General features: G+C 70.0%; 15 protein-coding genes. 13 read left to right on the top strand and 2 right to left on the bottom strand.

The features are described 5' to 3' along the window. The first annotated feature begins 79 nt into the window (after positions 1–79). The 7 genes from ACH4DX_RS14305 to ACH4DX_RS14275 all read left to right on the top strand — a co-directional run bounded on the left by ACH4DX_RS14305 (position 80) and on the right by ACH4DX_RS14275 (position 7500). Complete coding sequence (locus ACH4DX_RS14305; protein ID WP_398155214.1) at positions 80–1339, top strand: hypothetical protein; 1260 nt, start codon at positions 80–82, stop codon at positions 1337–1339. 99 nt (positions 1340–1438) lie between these two features. Continuing rightward, positions 1439–2083, top strand: a complete 645-nt coding sequence (locus ACH4DX_RS14300) for a TlpA family protein disulfide reductase (RefSeq protein ID WP_398155213.1) — start codon at positions 1439–1441, stop codon at positions 2081–2083. A 97-nt stretch (positions 2084–2180) separates the two neighbouring features. Beyond that, on the top strand, positions 2181–2918 hold the full coding sequence (locus tag ACH4DX_RS14295; RefSeq protein WP_398122277.1) for a cytochrome c biogenesis CcdA family protein: 738 nt from the start codon (positions 2181–2183) through the stop codon (positions 2916–2918). Positions 2919–2921: 3 nt separating this feature from the next. Further along, on the top strand, positions 2922–4685 hold the full coding sequence (locus ACH4DX_RS14290) for a cytochrome c biogenesis protein ResB (RefSeq protein WP_398155212.1): 1764 nt from the start codon (positions 2922–2924) through the stop codon (positions 4683–4685). Beyond that, on the top strand, positions 4682–5824 hold the full coding sequence (gene ccsB / locus ACH4DX_RS14285; RefSeq protein WP_398122233.1) for a c-type cytochrome biogenesis protein CcsB: 1143 nt from the start codon (positions 4682–4684) through the stop codon (positions 5822–5824). Before ACH4DX_RS14290 ends, ccsB begins: the two co-directional genes overlap by 4 nt. Positions 5825–5953: 129 nt before the next feature. Then, positions 5954–6556, top strand: a complete 603-nt coding sequence (locus tag ACH4DX_RS14280) for an RNA polymerase sigma factor (protein WP_398155279.1) — start codon at positions 5954–5956, stop codon at positions 6554–6556. Further along, positions 6553–7500 (top strand): CU044_5270 family protein, encoded by a 948-nt coding sequence (locus ACH4DX_RS14275; RefSeq protein ID WP_398155211.1) that lies wholly within the window; start codon positions 6553–6555, stop codon positions 7498–7500. Before ACH4DX_RS14280 ends, ACH4DX_RS14275 begins: the two co-directional genes overlap by 4 nt. Positions 7501–7924: 424 nt before the next feature. Here ACH4DX_RS14275 and ACH4DX_RS14270 read toward each other — a convergent pair whose 3' ends face one another. Beyond that, a complete protein-coding gene (locus ACH4DX_RS14270; RefSeq protein ID WP_398122230.1) occupies positions 7925–8209 on the bottom strand; it encodes a PLDc N-terminal domain-containing protein in 285 nt (94 codons plus the stop codon). Between the two features lie 100 nt (positions 8210–8309). On the opposite strand from ACH4DX_RS14270, the gene ACH4DX_RS14265 reads away from it, so the two are divergent. The 3 genes from ACH4DX_RS14265 to ACH4DX_RS14255 are packed head-to-tail and all read left to right on the top strand — an operon-like array spanning position 8310 to position 11381. After that, on the top strand, positions 8310–9761 hold the full coding sequence (locus tag ACH4DX_RS14265) for a menaquinone biosynthesis decarboxylase (RefSeq protein ID WP_398122229.1): 1452 nt from the start codon (positions 8310–8312) through the stop codon (positions 9759–9761). Further along, the gene (gene mqnP, locus ACH4DX_RS14260) at positions 9758–10663 is read left to right on the top strand and encodes a menaquinone biosynthesis prenyltransferase MqnP (RefSeq protein ID WP_398122228.1); all 906 of its coding nucleotides are present in this window, start codon (positions 9758–9760) and stop codon (positions 10661–10663) included. Before ACH4DX_RS14265 ends, mqnP begins: the two co-directional genes overlap by 4 nt. A gap of 43 nt (positions 10664–10706) precedes the next feature. Further along, complete coding sequence (locus ACH4DX_RS14255) at positions 10707–11381, top strand: UbiX family flavin prenyltransferase (RefSeq protein WP_398155210.1); 675 nt, start codon at positions 10707–10709, stop codon at positions 11379–11381. A gap of 97 nt (positions 11382–11478) precedes the next feature. Here the strand turns inward: ACH4DX_RS14255 and ACH4DX_RS14250 are convergent, their stop codons facing one another. Next, positions 11479–11604, bottom strand: a complete 126-nt coding sequence (locus ACH4DX_RS14250; protein WP_398122278.1) for a hypothetical protein — start codon at positions 11602–11604, stop codon at positions 11479–11481. Between the two features lie 138 nt (positions 11605–11742). Between ACH4DX_RS14250 and ACH4DX_RS14245 the strand changes: the two genes are divergently transcribed. The 3 genes from ACH4DX_RS14245 to ACH4DX_RS14235 all read left to right on the top strand — a co-directional run bounded on the left by ACH4DX_RS14245 (position 11743) and on the right by ACH4DX_RS14235 (position 13811). Continuing rightward, positions 11743–12198: an Lrp/AsnC family transcriptional regulator gene (locus ACH4DX_RS14245; protein ID WP_398122226.1), complete on the top strand. Its 456-nt coding sequence runs from the start codon at positions 11743–11745 to the stop codon at positions 12196–12198. A 61-nt stretch (positions 12199–12259) separates the two neighbouring features. Further along, positions 12260–13423, top strand: coding sequence for an aminofutalosine synthase MqnE (gene mqnE / locus ACH4DX_RS14240; RefSeq protein WP_398122225.1), 1164 nt, complete (start codon positions 12260–12262; stop codon positions 13421–13423). A 94-nt stretch (positions 13424–13517) separates the two neighbouring features. Beyond that, a complete protein-coding gene (locus tag ACH4DX_RS14235; protein WP_030565276.1) occupies positions 13518–13811 on the top strand; it encodes a DUF4229 domain-containing protein in 294 nt (97 codons plus the stop codon). The last annotated feature ends 165 nt before the right edge of the window (positions 13812–13976 follow it).

The raw sequence follows: 13976 nt of genomic DNA, 5'->3' as shown, positions 1-13976 counted from the left end.
CACGACGAATGGGGTTGGAATGCGCGACGACAGCCGCACGGATATGGGCGGCGGAGCGCCCGCAACCGGCCGGGCTGCCATGAGTCGCCGGGGTGCCATCGGCCTGGGGGTCGGCGCCGCGGCGGCCTTCGGCCTGACCGCCTGCGGCTCGGGTTCCGGCGACTCCGGCTCCGGCTCCGGCGGGGACCGGACCGAGGCCGGGAAGCCGGGCAGGCCGAGCCGTCCCGCGAAGCCGATCGGCGACGGCTCCACGGCCTACACGGGCAAGCAGCCGAACCAGCCCGAGAAGCCGCGCCCCCTGGAGCCGGGCGAGACGCCGCCGCAGTTCGTCGTGTTCTCCTGGGACGGCGCGGGCGAGGTCGGCAACGGTCTGTTCCCGCGCTTCCTGAAGCTCGCCGAGGAGCACGACGCCCGGATGACGTTCTTCCTCTCCGGGCTCTATCTGCTCCCCGAGTCCAAGAAGCGGCTCTATCGGCCCCCGAACAACAGCGTGGGCGCCTCCGACATCGGCTACCTCACGGACGGCCACATCAAGGAGACGCTGAAGTACGTGCGCCAGGCGTGGCTGGAGGGCCATGAGATAGGCACCCACTTCAACGGGCACTTCTGCGCGGGCACCGGCACGGTCGGCAACTGGACGCCCGCCCAGTGGCAGTCCGAGATCGACCAGGCCAAGTCCTTCGTGACGAAGTGGCGCACGAACACCGGCTGGAACGACCTGCCGCCGCTGCCCTTCGACTACGAGAAGGAACTCGTCGGCGGCCGCACGCCCTGCCTGCTCGGCCAGGACAACCTGCTGCCGACGGCCAAGAAGCTCGGCTGGCGCTACGACGCGTCCTCGCCGGGCGGCCGCCAGATGTGGCCCGACAAGAAGATGGGTATCTGGGACCTGCCCTTGCAGCAGATACCGTTCCCGGGTCACTCCTTCGAGGTCCTGTCGATGGACTACAACATCCTCGCCAACCAGTCGAAGAACTCCACGAAGGCCCCGGCCCACAACTACCCGGGCTGGCGCAAGCAGGCCACCGAGGCCTACCTCGCGGGCTTCGAGCGCGCCTACGAGTCCAACCGCGCCCCCTTCTACATCGGCAACCACTTCGAGCAGTGGAACGGCGGCATCTACATGGACGCCGTCGAGGAGGCCCTCAAGGGCATGGCCGGCAAGAAGGACGTACGCCTGGTCTCCTTCCGGCAGTTCGTGGACTGGCTCGACGTGCAGAAGCCGGAGGTCCTCGCCAAGCTGCGCGGCCTCCAGGTCGGGCAGCGGCCGGCCGGCGGCTGGAAGAGCTTCCTCGGGGGCGCCTCGTCCGACAGCCGTACGGACGCCGAGAAGGATTGAAGCCGCCCGGGAGCAGTCCGGAACCCTGTCTGAAAAGGGACTTTCCGGTTCCGCGGGGGGCGTCGAAGATCCTCGAAACGGGCATGCGAAACTTTTCACATGAGTGCCGCCTGCCGCGCCCCCCGCAGCCCGAACCGCAGCCTCCGCCGAAGCGTCCGCGGCCGCCGCAGCCGCGCGGCACTCCTCGCGGCGGGCGCCGCGGCCCTGGCGCTGACACTGTCCGCGTGCGGCTCGGGCGGCACGTCCGGCGGCTCGGGCAAGACCAACTTCATCACCAGCAAGGACGGCATCTCCACCGCCGAGAGGGGCGACCGGCACGACGCGCCGGTCATCGACGGCGAGACCCTCGACGGCAAGAAGCTGAGCATCGACGACTACAAGGGCAAGGTCGTCGTCCTGAACGTCTGGGGCTCCTGGTGCCCGCCGTGCCGGGCGGAGGCGCCGAACTTCAAGAAGGTCTCGGCCGCCACCGAGGACGACGTGCAGTTCGTCGGCATCAACGCCCGCGACCCGGAGAAGGGCCCGGCGATCTCCTTCGAGAAGGACTACGGGATCGGCTACCCGAGCCTGTACGACCCGATGGGCAAGCTGATGCTGCGCTTCCCCAAGGGCACGCTGAACCCGCAGTTCATCCCGTCCACCGTCGTCATCGACCGGGACGGGAAGATCGCGGCGCGCTCCCAGCAGCCCCTCAACGAGGAGAAGCTGCGCAAGATGGTCGACCCCCTGATCGCGGAGAAGTGATCGCGTGTCCGCCCTGTTGACCGCGGTGCTCGCCGACCCCGCGACCGCGCACGGCGCCGCCGCACACGCCACCACCCTCGCCGCCCAGCCCGGCGAGATCAACCAGACCGTGTACAGCGGCACCCTCGCGCTCGCCCTGCCGATCGCGCTGCTCGGCGGCCTCGTCTCCTTCTTCTCGCCCTGCGTGCTGCCGCTCGTGCCCGGCTACCTCAGCTATGTCACCGGCGTCAGCGGCACCGACCTCGCCGAGGCCAGGCGCGGGCGGATGGTCGCGGGCGCCGGGCTCTTCGTCCTCGGCTTCACCGTCGTCTTCGTCTCCACCGGCGCCCTCTTCGGGTACTTCGGCCAGAACCTCCAGGACCACCAGAGCGTCATCAACAAGGTCCTCGGCGTCCTGATGGTCGCGCTCGGCCTGTTCTTCATGGGGCTCATGCCCTGGCTCTCGCAGCGCGAGTTCCGCTTCCACAAGAAGCCCGCCACCGGGCTCGTGGGGGCGCCGCTGATCGGCGCGCTCTTCGCGGTCGGCTGGGCGCCGTGCGTGGGTCCGACACTCGCGTCCGTCAACGCGCTCGCTATCGACCAGGCGACCGCCGGACGCGGCGCCATACTGAACGTCGCGTACTGTCTGGGACTCGGACTGCCGTTCATCTTCGCCGCGGTCGCCTTCCGCAAGGCACTCGGCGCCTTCGGGTGGGTCAAGCGCCACTACGTCTGGGTGATGCGCGTCGGCGGCGTGATGATGATCGCGACCGGCCTGCTGATGCTGACCGGTGTCTGGGAGGACCTCGTGCAGGAAATGCAAGTCTGGTCCAGGGGCTTCACGGTGGGGATCTGATCCATGAGCAACACCACGACCGACACCGACGCGCGGGCCGCGGGCCCCGAGGGCCAGGACGACCTCGGCGCCGCGGGCGCGCAGCTGTCCACCGCGCCCCTCGACGAGGCGGCGGCACCGGGCGGCGGGCGCGGCGTCGCCGGTATCGGCGTCATCGGCTGGATCCGCTGGTTCTGGCGGCAGCTGACCTCGATGCGGATCGCGCTCCTGCTGCTCCTGCTGCTCTCGCTCGGCGCGATCCCCGGCTCGCTGATCCCGCAGCAGGGCACCGACGAGCTGAAGGTCCAGGACTTCAAGGACACCCACAGCACGCTGGGGCCGATCTACGACAGGCTCGGGCTCTTCCACGTCTACAGCTCGGTGTGGTTCTCCGCGATCTACATCCTGCTCTTCGTCTCGCTCATCGGCTGCATCGTGCCGCGCACCTGGCAGTTCGTCGGCCAGCTCCGCGGCCGGCCCCCGGCCGCGCCCGGGCGGCTCACGCGGCTGCCCGCGTACACCACCTGGCGCACCGACGCGACCCCCGACGAGGTCCACGAGGCCGCGCACGGCCTCCTGCGGCAGCGCCGCTTCCGCTCGCACCTGGTGGGCGGGTCCGTCGCCGCAGAGAAGGGCTACCTCCGCGAGGCCGGGAACCTGGCCTTCCACGTCGCGCTGATCGTGTTGCTGATCGCGTTCGCCGTCGGACAGCTCTTCAAGTCCGAGGGCGGCAAGCTGATCATGGAGGGCGACGGCTTCTCCAACACGCTCTCGCAGTACGACGACTTCAAGTCCGGCAGCCTCTTCGACACCCAGGAGCTCGCGCCCTTCAGCTTCAGGCTCGACAGCTTCGAGGGCTCGTACGAGATGACGGGCCCCGAGCGCGGCACGGCACGTACGTACCGCGCCCACGTCACCTACAGCGAAGGCGCCCACGGGCCGGAGAAGAAGAAGACCATCGAGGTCAACAAGCCCCTCGAGGTCGACGGCTCGAAGGTCTACCTCATCGGCCACGGCTACGCGCCCACCGTCACCGTCCGCGACGGCAGGGGCAAGGTCGTCCAGCGGGTCTCCGTGCCGCTCCTCCCCATCGACTCCATGGGCACCGCCACCGGCGCCATCAAGATCCTCGACGGGTACCGCGACAAGAACGGCAAGAAGGAACAGCTCGGCTTCAACGCCTTCTTCGTGCCGACCTTCGCGGGCGAGGGCAACGGGCAGATGTTCTCCCAGTTCCCCGCGCCCTTCAATCCGCGGCTCGCGCTGTCCGCGTACCACGGCAGCCTCGGTGTGGACTCCGGTGTCCCGCAGAACGTGTACCAGCTGGACACGCGGAAGATGCGGAAGTTCGAGGACGCGAAGGGTGAGCTGCTCAAGAAGCGGCTGAAGATCGGCGAGACCATGAAGCTGCCGAACGGCGCCGGTTCGATCACCTTCGAGAAGGAGCTCAAGCAGTGGGCGACCTTCCAGATCTCGCAGGAGCCCGGCAGCGGCTGGGCCCTCGGCGGCGCGATCGCCGCGATCGTCGGGCTCGCCGGGTCCCTGTTCATCCAGCGCAGGCGCGTGTGGGTCCGGGCGACGGCCGCTCCTGACGGAACCACCGTCGTGGAGATGGCGAGCCTTGGCCGCAGCGAGTCCGCGAAGCTCCCGGAGGAGCTCGCGGCGCTGGCCGCGGCCCTGCACGAACGCGCGCCCAGCAGCCCCGCCGCCGAGCCCGACGCAGTCGAAACCCCCGCCGACCCCGAACCCACCCCCGATGTCGTTCCTGCCGAAGGGGCTGAGAAGTGACTCTCGCCACCACCCTCGCCGCCGCGCCGAACGAGGATCTCGCGCACACCAGCAATGTGCTGATCTACTCCGCGATGGCGGTCTATCTGCTCGCCTTCTTCGCGCTGATGGCGGAGTGGCTGTTCGGCAGCCGCAGCAAGGTCGCCCGTACGGCCGCCGCGCTCACCGCCACGAAGGACACCGCGCAGGCCGCGCCGGGTGCCGCCAAGGCGTCCGCGCCCGGCGTCACCGTGCGCACCAAGGGCGGCACGGCCACCCTGGAGCGCCCCAAGAGCGAGCGGGCGGCCGCGCCGAAGGTCGTCACGCGGGCCGTCGCGGGCAGCCGTGACGTACCGGACGGCCCCGGCGCCGCGGCCGGCGACGAACAGGGCGACCTCTACGGCCGCATCGCCATCTCCCTCGTCGCGCTCGGGTTCCTCATCGAGGCGGGCGGTGTCGTCACCCGCGCCCTGTCGGTGGAGCGCGCGCCGTGGGGCAACATGTACGAGTTCAACATCACCTTCTCCACGGTGGCCATCGGCGTCTTCCTCACGCTGCTCGCCCTGCGGAAGAACGTGCGCTGGATCGGCCTCCCGCTGGTCACCACGATCCTGCTCGACCTCGGGCTCGCGGTCACGGTCCTGTACACCGACTCCGACCAGCTGGTGCCCGCGCTGCACTCGTACTGGCTGTGGATCCACGTCTCCACCGCGATCTTCTGCGGTGCCGCGTTCTACGTGGGCGCGGTCTCCACGACGGCGTACCTGTTCAAGGACAGCTACGAGGCCAAGCTGCAACGCGGTGAGACGCCGGGCCGGTTCGCGACCTCCGTCCTGGAGCGGCTGCCCGCGGCGGCCTCGCTGGACAAGTTCACGTACCGCATGAACGCGGCGATCTTCCCGCTGTGGACGTTCACGATCATCGCCGGTGCCATCTGGGCGGGCGACGCGTGGGGCCGCTACTGGGGCTGGGACCCCAAGGAGGTCTGGTCGTTCATCACCTGGGTCGCCTACGCCTGCTACCTGCACGCCCGTGCCACGGCGGGCTGGAAGGGCCGCAAGGCCGCCTATCTGGCCCTGATCGCCTTCGGCTGCTGGCTGTTCAACTACTACGGCGTCAACATCTTCGTCAGCGGCAAGCACTCGTACGCGGGGGTCTGACCCCGCACGGCCTCGGAGGCCGGTTCCCGTGACCCAGGTCATGGGAACCGGCCTTCGGCATGCGGACAGACAAGGGGCGTGGAGACGAACCAGGGGGAACCAGGGGAAGCGAACGAGCAGCGTGAGCGCATGCGCGCCCTGCGCGTCCGGATCAGGGACGGGGACGCCGACGCGTTCGGGGAGGTCTTCGACGCCTACGCGCGCTCCGTCTACAACCACGCCTACCGGCTCACGGGGGACTGGTCGGCGGCCGAGGAGGTCGTCTCGCTGACGTTCCTGGAGGCCTGGCGGCTGCGGGCCAGGGTCGAGGCGGACGGGGGGTCGGTGCGGCCGTGGCTGCTCGGGATCGCCACCAACGTCACGCGCAACCAGCGCCGCGCCGCCCGCAGGCACGCCGCGGCCGTCGCCCGGCTGCCGCGCGACGAGTCCGTCGCCGACTTCGCCGAGGAGGTCGCGGGGCGCATCGACGACGCCGGGCAGCTCGCCCTCGTCGAGGCCGCGCTGCGGGGGCTGCGGCGCCCCGAGCGGGAGGTGCTCGCGCTCTGCGTGTGGTCGGGGCTCGGCTACGAGGCCGCGGCGGACGTTCTCGGCATCCCGGTGGGGACGGTGCGCTCCCGGCTCTTCAGAGCCCGTACAAAACTCGCGAAAGCCATGGAACCGCTCGGCGGGCGCGGACAGGTGAGAGGTGACCGCACCACCGCGGTCGGGCCCACCCAGGAGGGAAACCGATGAAGTCCGAGACCGACTTCCCGTCTCCTAGCGAGCGGGACCTCCCGCCGGGCCGTCACCTTCTGCTCAAGGAGCACCTGATGACCGAGATCCGGCAGTCCGAGAAGGCCGGGGCCGCCGCGGCCCCCGCCCCGCGCCGCCGTCCGTGGCTGCGGTCCGCGCTCGTGGCGGGCGCCGTGGCCGCCGCCGTCGCTGCGGGCGTTCTGGTCGCCTCCCCGTTCGACGGTGAGGGGGCGCAGGCCGGACCGCCGTCGAAGGAGACGGTGGCGATGCTGAAGGACATCTCGGCGGCGGCCGGGAAGCGGGACGTACCGAAGGGCCTGCGTGACGACCAGTTCGTGTACGTCAAGACCAAGGAGAGCTACGTGTCGTCGGGGAGCGACGAGAAGTCGCGGATCACCCCCCCGCACCTCAGGGAGTGGTGGCAGTCCGTGGACGGCAAGCACACCGAGGTCATCAACGACCCGCTCGACGGCTTCGACAACGAGCGCATGCCGCCGGACCTGCCCCTGGTCGAGGGCGACAAGCACTACCGCAGCCTCCAGAAGCTGCCGACCGACGCCGGCACCATGCGGGACTGGCTCTACCGCGTGGCGAGCGGGGGCGAGAGCGCCGACCAGAACGTCTTCGTGCTGGTCGGCGACCTCAGCGGTGGCCTGATGCCGCCGGAGCAGGGCGCCGCCCTCTTCCTCGCGGCGTCGAAGATCCCCGGCGTCGAGATGATCGACGACGTGGCCGACGCGGCCGGGCGGCACGGCGTCGCCATCGCCCGTGAGAACGACGGGGAGCGGCAGGAGCTGATCTTCGACAAGGAGACCAAGGAGTTCCTCGGCGAGCGGCAGGTCGCGGTTCGGGACCTGCCGAGCGGCTTCGAGAAGGGCACGGTGACCGGGCACAGCGCCGTTCTGGAGCGCAAGGTCGTCGACGAGGCGGGCGCCCGCCCCTAGCCGGGCGGGCCTGCGGCCCCGGGGCGGACCCGCAGATCGGCCCCGGGGCGGTCCCGCCGAGTGACCCCCGGCGGGTCCGCCCCGGTTACGTTCACGGCGGTGCCGGTTCCACCTGGAGCACGCCGGGGGCACCGGGGCGACGCTGCGCCTCACCAACGAGCTGACCGGCGACGACTCCTTCCGGCTCGACTGCCTCGCCGGGTGGCTGGGGGCTGCGCCCCCTGGGCCCCCGCTCCGTCGGCGCTTCGCGCCTCGTCCTCAAACGCCGGACGGGCTGAGATCATGCCGCCCGGAACTTCGCCTGCGGTCGGGAAGGGCGGGAAGGGTGGGCGGGTGGGAAAAAGCCCGTCCGGCGTCTGAGGGCAAGGCGCGCAGCGCCGGGAGCAGGGGGAACGGGGGCGCGGCCCCCATGGTCACCCCCGGCTCAAGGCTCGTCGCGGTCCTTGTTCAAGCCCTTGAGGAAGTCGGGGTTGTCGTCGGGGGCGACCCAGCCCCCGGCCCTGCGCCCCCCACCCCCGGCGGGCCGACGCTTCTTGCCGGTGGCGAACCACGCGATCGGCCCGAGCAACACCTCGCCGAAGAGAAGGACGATGATGACCCACACCACCTTCGGCAGGTGGCGGACCTCCTTCTCCGGGGTGTTCAGGACGTCGATGAAGGCGTAGATCCACACGGCCAGGACCAGCAGGAACGGCAGATACCTGAGCATGTGTCGGAGATCCCCCAAGGAACGGAGTGCGGGCGCCGGCACCCGGCCGGTGTGCCCCCGGTGACGGGGCCAGGGTAGCCGGTGACCGATACTTGACCGCATGGCTCACGACGATCTCCGCTCTCTGCTCCGGGCCCTGGACCGCGAGGGCGATCTCAAGCGCATCAAGGCCGAGGTCGACCCGTACCTGGAGGTCGGCGAGATCGTCGACCGGGTGCAGAAGGCGGGCGGCCCCGCGCTGCTCTTCGAGAACGTCAAGGGCAGCGACATGCCGCTCGCGATGAACGTCTTCGGCACCGACCGGCGGCTCCTGAAGGCGCTCGGCCTGACGTCGTACGGCGAGATCAGCGAGAAGATCGGCGGGCTGCTCAAGCCGGAGCTCCCGCACGGCTTCGTCGGGGTGCGGGAGGCCTTCGGGAAGCTCGGCGCGATGGCGCACGTACCGCCGAAGAAGGTGAAGGACGCGCCGGTGCACGAGGTCGTCCTGCACGGCGACGACGTGGACCTCGACCGGCTCCCGGCCCTGTTCACCTGGCCGAAGGACGGCGGGTCCTTCTTCAACCTGGGGCTCACGCACACCAAGGACCCCGAGAGCGGCGTCCGCAACCTCGGGCTCTACCGGCTCCAGCGGCACGACAAGCGCACCATCGGCATGCACTGGCAGATCCACAAGGACAGCCGCAACCACTACCAGGTGGCCGCGCGCAGGGGGGAGCGGCTGCCCGTCGCGATCGCCTTCGGGTGTCCGCCCGCCGTCACGTACGCGTCCACGGCGCCGCTGCCCGGTGACATCGACGAGTATCTGTTCGCGGGGTTCCTCCAGGGCAAGCGGATCGAGATGGTCGACTGCAAGACGGTGCCGCTCCAGGTGCCCGCGCAGGCCGAGGTCGTCATCGAGGGCTGGCTCGAGCCCGGTGAGATGCTGCCGGAGGGGCCCTTCGGCGACCACACCGGCTTCTACACGCCGCAGGAGCCGTTCCCCGCGCTGACCATCGACTGCGTGACGATGCGCAAACGGCCGCTGCTCCAGTCGATCGTCGTGGGGCGGCCGCCGACGGAGGACGGCCCCCTCGGCCGGGCGACCGAGCGGTTCTTCCTGCCGCTGCTGAAGATCATCGTGCCGGACATCGTGGACTACCACCTGCCCGAGGCGGGCGGCTTCCACAACTGCGCGATCGTGGCGATCGACAAGAAGTACCCCAAGCACGCGCAGAAGGTGATGCACGCCATCTGGGGCGCGCACATGATGTCCCTGACCAAGCTGATCGTCGTGGTCGACTCCGACTGCGACGTGCACGATCTGCACGAGGTCGCCTGGCGCGCGCTCGGGAACACCGACTACGCCAGGGACCTCACGGTGGTCGAGGGCCCCGTCGACCACCTCGACCACGCCTCGTACCAGCAGTTCTGGGGCGGCAAGGCGGGCATCGACGCGACGAGGAAGTGGCCCGAGGAGGGCTATACGCGCGACGGGGGGTGGCCGGACATGGTGGAGTCCGATCCGCAGACGGCGGCGAAGGTCGACCGGCGCTGGCGGGAGTACGGCCTGTGAGCTCCGCATCCGCCGCCCTGCCGCGGCAGCCCGGACGCGCCAGGGCGTTCCTGCGCCTCGTCATGATCGAGCACTCCGTGTTCGCGCTGCCCTTCGCCTACATCGCCGCCCTGACCGCGATGTTCCAGTGGGACGAGAACATCCACTGGGGCCGGCTGCTGCTCGTGACGATCTGCATGGTCGGCCTCCGTACGTTCGCCATGGCCGCGAACCGGATCATCGACCGTGAGATCGACGCCCGCAATCCGCGCACCGCGCACCGCGAACTGGTCACCGGTGCCGTGAGCGTGCGGTCCGCCTGGACCGGCGCGCTGGTCGCCGTCGTCGTCTTCCTGGGCTCCGCAGCCCTGCTCAACCCGCTGTGCCTGGCCCTCGCGCCGGTCGCGGTGGTGCCGATGGTGGTCTATCCCTACGGCAAGCGGTTCACCGACTTCCCGCAGGCGATCCTCGGCATCGCGCAGGCCATGGGGCCGATCGGCGCCTGGCTCGCGGTCACCGGCGAGTGGTCGTGGACGGCGGTGATACTGGGCCTCGCGGTGGGGGTCTGGATCGGCGGCTTCGACCTCATCTACGCCTGCCAGGACGTGGAGACCGACCGGGAGGTGGGCGTCAAGTCGGTGCCCGCGCGGTTCGGCATTCCGGGCGCGATCTGGGGGGCCCGCGCCTGCCACCTGGTGACGACGGCCCTGCTCGTCTGGTACGCCCTCGTCACCGACGCGGGCCCGTTCTTCTGGCTGGGACTGCTGATCGTCGCGGCCGCTTTCGGGTACGAACACACCCTCGTGCGCCCGCACGACCTCTCGCGCCTCAACCGCGCCTTCTTCCAGGTCAACGGCTTCATCGGGATAGCGCTCTTCGTCTGCGCGCTGCTCGACCTGCTGGTGCGGGGCCTCACGCCCTGATGGCCCGGGGCGGGCCCGTGCGGCCGGGGATAGGCTTCACGGTGTGAACGCAGGAGATACGCAGCGTAGGCCTTGGATCGTGGGGGTTTCCGGCGCTTCCGGTACGCCGTACGCCGCCTCCGTGCTGCGGGCGCTGCTCGCGGCCGGGGAGAGTGTGGACCTGGTGGTGTCGCGGGCCTCGCGCCTGACGCTGCTCGACGAGACGGGCATCTCGTTCCGGGACGCGCACTGGCGCGAGGACCTCGAGGAGTGGCTGGCCCGCGGCGCCGACGGCAAGCCGGGGACGTTCGCGGTGCGCGCGGACGACGTGCGGTACTGGGCGGCCGGGGACCTCGCGGCGGGTCCGTCATCGGGTTCGTACCCGGCGAAGGGGATGCTGATCGTGCCTGCGTCCACGGCCTGTGTGGCCGGAGTGGCGCTCGGGCTCTCGAAGGACCTGTTGCAGCGCTCGGCGAGCGTGACGCTGAAGGAGGGCCGCCGCCTGGTGGTCTGCGTACGCGAGACGCCGCTGGCGGGGCAGACGCTGAAGCACCTGGTGGGCCTGGACGAGGCGGGCGCGGTCGTGCTGCCCGCCTCTCCGGCGTTCTACGCGGGCGCGACGCACATCCAGGATCTGGTGGACTTCGTCGCGGGGCGGGTGCTCGACGCGGCAGGGGTGCCGCACACGCTGTACCGCCGTTGGAAGGGGGAGCTGGGAGGCGGCTCCCGTGAACCCTGAACGCCGCGCGGTGGAGCGCCCCGAAGGGGCGCGGGGAACTGCGCGACCAGCCACGCGGCACCCGCAGCCGGCACTGACGCGCACCTCCGCGGTGGGACTACCGCTTCTTGCGGCCCCGCGCCTGCTTGGCAGGCTTACGCGCCGTCGCGACGGTCGCACGCGAGCGGTTGGCCAGGTCCTGAAGCTCGCGCATACGGGCGTAGGCCATCTCGATCGTGTACACGGAAAACACTCCTGAAAGTTCGAAGGATCGTCGTTGATCGGCTGAGTTTTCGGAAGATTCGCAGGGTCTAAACCCTGTTACGCCTTAGATTCTACACGTAGACTCTCGAAAACGCTAAATAATGAAAGGCTTCGCTCTATGGACGCCGTGGACAGGCAGCTCATCCAGGCTCTGCGTGAGAACGGCCGCGCCTCCTACGCCGAGCTCGGGCGCCTCGTCGGCCTCTCCGGCCCCAGCGTCACCGACCGCATCAACCGCCTGGAGGCGGCCGGCGTCATCACCGGCTACCGCGCGACGGTCGACTCCGCCTCCCTCGGCCTCGGCGTCACCGCGCTGATCGGCATCTCCCTGTCCGACGCCGCCGACCACGAGGACGTGGCCCGGCGCCTTCGGGACCTGCACGAGATCGAGGACTGCTGGTTCATCGCGGGCGACGACTCGTACATGCTCAAGGTGCGCGGCTCCGACGTGGACGGCCTGGAGAAGACCATCCGCAGGCTCAGCGGCACGCGCGGCGTCTCGCGCACCCGCACCACGATCGTGCTCTCCACCAAGTGGGAGAACCGGGTCGGGGAGCTCCCCGAAGAGGTCTGACGGCCAGGGAGTACGGTGGGGCGGGTCTGTCGCAGGTCGTCGGAGAGATAGAGGTACGGCAATGGACGCAGGGCTCAAGCGCGACTTGGAGGAGAAGGTCCGCTCCGGGGAGCGGCTGTCCCGTGAGGACGGCATCGCCCTGTACGAGTCCGACGACCTGGCCTGGCTCGGCGGTCTCGCCCACGAGGTGCGCACCCGCAAGAACGGCGACGTCGTGCACTTCAACGTCAACCGGCACCTCAACATGACGAACGTGTGCACCGCCTCCTGCGCGTACTGCTCGTTCCAGCGCAAGCCGGGCGAGAAGGACGCGTACACGATGCGCATCGAGGAGGCGGTGAAGCTCGCCAAGGCGATGGAGGGCGAGAACCTCACCGAGCTGCACATCGTCAACGGCCTGCACCCGAACCTGCCGTGGCGCTACTACCCGCGCTCCCTGCGCGAGCTGAAGGCGGCCCTGCCGGACGTCTCCCTCAAGGCCTTCACGGCCACCGAGATCCACCACTTCGAGACCATCTCCAAGCTGAGCGCGAGCGAGATCCTCGACGAGCTGATCGACGCCGGCCTCGAATCGCTGACCGGCGGCGGCGCGGAGATCTTCGACTGGGAGGTCCGCCAGCACATCGTGGACCACCGCACCCACTGGGAGGACTGGTCCCGCATCCACCGGCTCGCCCACGAGAAGGGTCTGAAGACCCCGGCGACGATGCTGTACGGCCACATCGAGGAGCCCCGGCACCGTGTCGACCACGTCCTTCGGCTGCGGGAGCTCCAGGACGAGACCGGCGGCTTCCAGGTCTTCATCCCGCTGCGCTACCAGCACGACTTCGTGGACATGAAGGACGGCAAGGTCCGCAACAAGCTCCAGGCCCGCACGAAGATGGCCTCCGGCGCCGAGGCCCTGAAGACCTTCGCCGTCTCGCGGCTGCTCTTCGACAACGTGCCGCACGTCAAGGTCTTCTGGGTCATGCACGGCGTCGCGACCGCGCAGCTCGCCCTCCAGCACGGCGCCGACGACATGGACGGCTCCGTCGTCGAGTACAAGATCACCCACGACGCGGACAACTTCGGCACGCCGAACAAGCTGACCCGCGACGATCTGCTCGACCTCATCCGCGAGGCGGGGTTCCGCCCGGTCGAGCGCAACACCCGCTACGAGGTGATCCGCGAGTACCCCGGTCCCGACCGGGAGCTGCGGGAGTCGCCGCAGCCGATGCGGTTCTGAGCCGCACCCAGCCCGTCCGCACCCCCCTCCTGCTCGCCGTGGCACCCGTGCTTCACTGGAGAGGCTCCCTTTCGGAACGGAAGAGTGGATTGACATGCTCCGCTACACGCTGATGCGACTCGGGATCTTCGCGGGCTGCTTCTTGGTCGTCTGGGGCCTCGTCTACTCCGGCATCGTTCCCCGCGGTCTCGGCGGGTCCAACCTGCTGTGGGTGGCCCTGCTCGCCCTGGTGATCTCCGCGCCGATCAGCTTCGTCGTCCTGCGCAAGGAGCGCGACCGCGCGTCGGAGAAGGTCGTGGCCAAGGTCAACGACGTCAAGGCGGGCCTCGAGCGCAACCGTACGCAGGAGGACGTCGCCGACGACGCGGCGCGCACCGCGAAGCCGTAGCGACCACGGCCGCCCCGCACCCACGACGCGCGGGGGTGCCCGCGGGCGGGTCGTAAGGTTCCTCACACACATCGAAACCCCGGTAACGGAGCTTGTGGCTCCGGTACCGGGGTTTCGCCGTTCTTGAGACGCTTGGGGGCCCTCCTACCTCAAACAAGGTCTTTG

It is taken from the genome of Streptomyces sp. NPDC017940 (assembly GCF_044328435.1).
Classification (GTDB): domain Bacteria; phylum Actinomycetota; class Actinomycetes; order Streptomycetales; family Streptomycetaceae; genus Streptomyces.
This window is presented reverse-complemented; position numbering and strand designations above follow the sequence as displayed.

Coding starts and splice junctions, on each gene's coding strand:
- ACH4DX_RS14280 (WP_398155279.1), top strand. CDS start 5,954: ATGCGCGCCCTGCGCGTCCGGATCAGGGACGGGGACGCCGACGCGTTC.
- ACH4DX_RS14290 (WP_398155212.1), top strand. CDS start 2,922: ATGAGCAACACCACGACCGACACCGACGCGCGGGCCGCGGGCCCCGAG.
- ACH4DX_RS14235 (WP_030565276.1), top strand. CDS start 13,518: ATGCTCCGCTACACGCTGATGCGACTCGGGATCTTCGCGGGCTGCTTC.
- ACH4DX_RS14265 (WP_398122229.1), top strand. CDS start 8,310: ATGGCTCACGACGATCTCCGCTCTCTGCTCCGGGCCCTGGACCGCGAG.
- ACH4DX_RS14270 (WP_398122230.1), bottom strand. CDS start 8,209: ATGCTCAGGTATCTGCCGTTCCTGCTGGTCCTGGCCGTGTGGATCTAC.
- ACH4DX_RS14305 (WP_398155214.1), top strand. CDS start 80: ATGAGTCGCCGGGGTGCCATCGGCCTGGGGGTCGGCGCCGCGGCGGCC.
- ACH4DX_RS14245 (WP_398122226.1), top strand. CDS start 11,743: ATGGACGCCGTGGACAGGCAGCTCATCCAGGCTCTGCGTGAGAACGGC.
- ACH4DX_RS14275 (WP_398155211.1), top strand. CDS start 6,553: ATGAAGTCCGAGACCGACTTCCCGTCTCCTAGCGAGCGGGACCTCCCG.
- mqnE (WP_398122225.1), top strand. CDS start 12,260: ATGGACGCAGGGCTCAAGCGCGACTTGGAGGAGAAGGTCCGCTCCGGG.
- ACH4DX_RS14300 (WP_398155213.1), top strand. CDS start 1,439: ATGAGTGCCGCCTGCCGCGCCCCCCGCAGCCCGAACCGCAGCCTCCGC.